The sequence below is a fragment of the Mesorhizobium sp. M2A.F.Ca.ET.067.02.1.1 genome, assembly GCF_004023285.1.
Lineage (GTDB): Bacteria > Pseudomonadota > Alphaproteobacteria > Rhizobiales > Rhizobiaceae > Mesorhizobium.
On sequence record NZ_RZSB01000672.1, the window covers coordinates 1 to 3,293 of the forward strand.

The 3,293-nt window shown below is 62.9% G+C and carries 3 protein-coding genes and 1 pseudogene; all 4 read right to left on the reverse strand.

The window, feature by feature from the left end:
* Positions 1–572, reverse strand: a pseudogene (locus EOA28_RS29755) (recombinase family protein); the annotation flags it as partial.
* On the reverse strand, positions 559–738 hold the full coding sequence (locus EOA28_RS29760; RefSeq protein WP_128315580.1) for a hypothetical protein: 180 nt from the start codon (positions 736–738) through the stop codon (positions 559–561). The pseudogene EOA28_RS29755 and the gene EOA28_RS29760, both read right to left, overlap by 14 nt.
* A gap of 380 nt (positions 739–1,118) precedes the next feature.
* Positions 1,119–1,430, reverse strand: a complete 312-nt coding sequence (locus EOA28_RS40530; protein ID WP_348633444.1) for a helix-turn-helix domain-containing protein — start codon at positions 1,428–1,430, stop codon at positions 1,119–1,121.
* The gene (locus tag EOA28_RS29765; protein ID WP_245501627.1) at positions 1,336–2,919 is read right to left on the reverse strand and encodes a recombinase family protein; all 1,584 of its coding nucleotides are present in this window, start codon (positions 2,917–2,919) and stop codon (positions 1,336–1,338) included. Before EOA28_RS29765 ends, EOA28_RS40530 begins: the two co-directional genes overlap by 95 nt.
* Between the last annotated feature and the right edge of the window lie 374 nt (positions 2,920–3,293).

Genomic DNA, 3,293 nt, shown 5'->3' on the forward strand with positions numbered 1-3,293 from the left:
CTGCAGCCGTATATCTGGGTCGAGCCCAAGCCCAGCTTCGCGATGCCAGATGTACCCGAACGGTACCGACAGGCGCAGCTCCCCCGCCGCGCCTTCGATCTGGCGGCCTCAAGCATCCGTGCCTTCAGCACGCCCAGTTCGAATTCGCTGATGCTTCCATTCATGCCCAAGAGCAGACGATCATTAGGCAGGCAGGGGTTGTAGACGCCATCGTGGTCGATGACGCGGGCTTCGACAAGTCCACACAACTCGAGCAGATGATGCCAGTCCCGCCCATTGCGTGCGAGCCTCGATGCGTCCAGGCACAACACGGCGCCGATCTTGCCCGCACACAACCATGCAACCAGCCGATCGAAGCCGGGGCGCGCCACTGTTCCGCTTGCTGATCGGCCGAGATCGTCGTCGATGACTTCGATATCGGCGAAGCCGCGCTGTCGCGCAATGTCGACCAGATCATATTGCCGTCGCTGGCTCTCCAGGTTGGTCATGACCTGCGACTGCGTCGACTGGCGCACATAGACGACGGCCTTGCGCTTCAAGAGCGCAGCTGGGATCAGATCAGTGCTGGTCATCATCGAGCTCCTCGACGATCAGACCGGCGGCCTGCATGAGTATCTGGGCGAGCGTCAGCAAGGCCTTCGCCCGCTCCACTTTGCTCATCCCCTCCAGCCTGTGGGGTTCGAATATCAGGCTCATCTGCCTGCCCGAGGTCGGTGCAGGCACGTTGTGCTGTTTCATCGACTTTCTCCCGTGCGATTCCATTCTCGCTCGGGAAGTTTGTGGAAACAGCGACCGGCATGACCAGCCTCTTCAGATCAGACAAGGCGGTGAGATCAACCTGTGGCGGGCCAAATGTCATGCCCGCGCAAGCGGCCGAATCCACCATCCAGCCTGGAATCGATACGACAATGCCCGATGGGTATTGCACCCTGAGAAACTGCCCAGTTACCCGCTGCTCCACACGCCGCACGCTGACCTCTCGGCCAAAATATGGATGCCAGCGATAACGAACTTCCAGTTCGTCCCCGACATGGGCACAATGAACGGGTGATGGCGCTCAACCGCAAGAACGCGCTCTTCGCAGGCTCTGACGATGGTGCTTCATACTGCTCATCCCGTCATGCTGTTGAAAGATCTAGTAGATTTGGCTGGCGCTCGTCGGGTGGCGGGCGTCGTGAGCGGCGTAGGTCGGCCTGCCGGCGTATCTCCTCTCGCTCAAGGTCGGCGTGTCGAATGATCCAGGGTGCGCCTTTGCAATGTTGTTCTGCCGGGAGAGCGCCCTCGGTGATGAGACGGCGGATGGTCGATTGGCTGAGGGTCAGGGCTGCGGCCGCCTCATCGAGCGTAACCTCTCCGCGTGTCATGATAGACGGCGATGTCATGTTGATGGCGCAGGGAGCAGATACGCCCCCGTGTCCAGCTCTTGCCATGCCCGGTCGTCTTACCGGATCGGTTGAGTACCGCGGCGATCGTTTCGTCAGGCATCTGGCGAGCCAGGGCGCGAACCAAGTCGACCACTTCCGCGTCGGTAGTCCACCGCGTCTGGCCGGCGCGGTTCCGCTTCACCATCAGACGGGTATGGTCACCGCCCTGCCAGTGGATGATCAGCTCCAGGTTATCGCCGACGACATCGACGATGATCTCGGCGATGACCGTGCGGATGATCTTCTTGCGCGTCTCTGGCGTGGTGCCGGGGCTCTCCCAAGCACGAACCAGGTCCTGACCGAGCGCCATGAGCCGCTCGCGGTCGGCCTCGGTCAGCGCCGGCGCCTTGTCGGAATCGAGCTGATGCATCTCGAGTTCAAGATCACGAACTGCAGCCAACCGTTCGTTCCATCGCCGCTCCAGTTCTCCAGCTACAAGGCGATTCTCCGGATCGGCGGCGTCGTACTGACGCTGCGCCCTGGCAGCCTCGTAACGCGCTTGCTGCAGCGCTGGGTCGAGTTGGCTCTTCTTCTCCGAGCGCTGCTGACTGAGCGTTTCGACGGCCGCCAGTGCCGCTTCCATGCCCAGAGGCTGGAGCCTGTCCAGCACTTCCTTGGCAAGCACATGGTCGACGCGCATTCCGCCAAAGGTGATGCATCGCGCCGCCGCGAGTTGGTTGAAGGCGCCCGCGCACTCGTAACGATAAGTCTGGCCGTAGCGGACGTGAAGCTTCTTGCCGCACCGGGCGCAGCGGAGCAGGCCGGGCAGCAGAGCTTCGCCGGTGCGGACCGCGCCTCGGCTCATGAACCGCTTGCCGTTGGTGTTATCGGCGATCAGCTGTTGATTCCTTTCGTACTCGGCCCAGGCAATATAGCCCTCGTGGTGGTCGCGGATCAAAACCTCCCAGCTGCGCCAGTCGCGCTGCATGCTCCGGACCACCCGCTTGCGCCCGTTCTCGATCGTCACGCGCGCGGTTCGGCGGCCGAAGGCGTAGGCGCCGGCATAGACGGGGTTGCTCAGCATGTGATGAACTGTCGGATAAACAGGCAAGCGCCAGATAACCCGGCCGGCCGCACTGTTGCCCAGGGCAGGCAACAGAACCTTTTCCTGCCTGCACCACACCAGCACTTGGCGGATCGTCTGAAGCTCGGCGAACTTGCGGAACACCAACGCGATGGCCTCCTGGACACGTCGATTTGCATCCTTCTCGATACGGTCTCCGCCAGCCTTCACATAGCCGATCGCCACGGTGAGGAAGAGTTCGCCCCGGCGCGCCTTCTGCTTCATCGCTTCGGTCGAGCGTTGCCGAAAGACCGAGAGTTCCATCTCGCTCATCGTGCCCTTCATGCCGAGCAGGAGCCGGTCGTTGGGCGAGGCCGAGTCGTAGACGCCGTCCTCGTAGACAATCAGCGTGCCGACCAGACCGCAGAACTCCAGGAGCGTATGCCAGTCGCGCCCATTGCGCGCCAGCCGGGAAGCCTCCAGCGAGAGCACGGCACCGACGCGGCCCTCGCAGATTGCCGCCAGAAGCTTTTCGAAGCCGGGCCGGCGTGCGCCCCCCCGCCCGATCGGCCAAGATCGTCATCGATCACCTCGACGTCGGGCCACCCCAACTGGCGGGCCCGATCGGCCAGGCCATATTGCCGCCGCTGGCTTTCCAGGTTCTGGGCAACCTGGAAAGCCGTCATTGCCGGACATAGACGATGGCGTTCCGTACCAGATGATCAGCCGTGATCTTCGTCATCGCCCGCCTCCAACTGATCTGCCACGGCCACCATCGCCTCCATCAGGAGTGCCTGCAGCTGCTCCACCGCTTTCGTCCGCTCCGCCGGCGCGAGCCTCATGGCTGGCGGCGGCTCCTCGAACAG

Bases quoted from the DNA above. Each gene is read 5' to 3' on its own strand.
- EOA28_RS29760 (WP_128315580.1), bottom strand. From the start codon at position 738: ATGAAACAGCACAACGTGCCTGCACCGACCTCGGGCAGGCAGATGAGC.
- EOA28_RS40530 (WP_348633444.1), bottom strand. From the start codon at position 1,430: ATGGCAAGAGCTGGACACGGGGGCGTATCTGCTCCCTGCGCCATCAAC.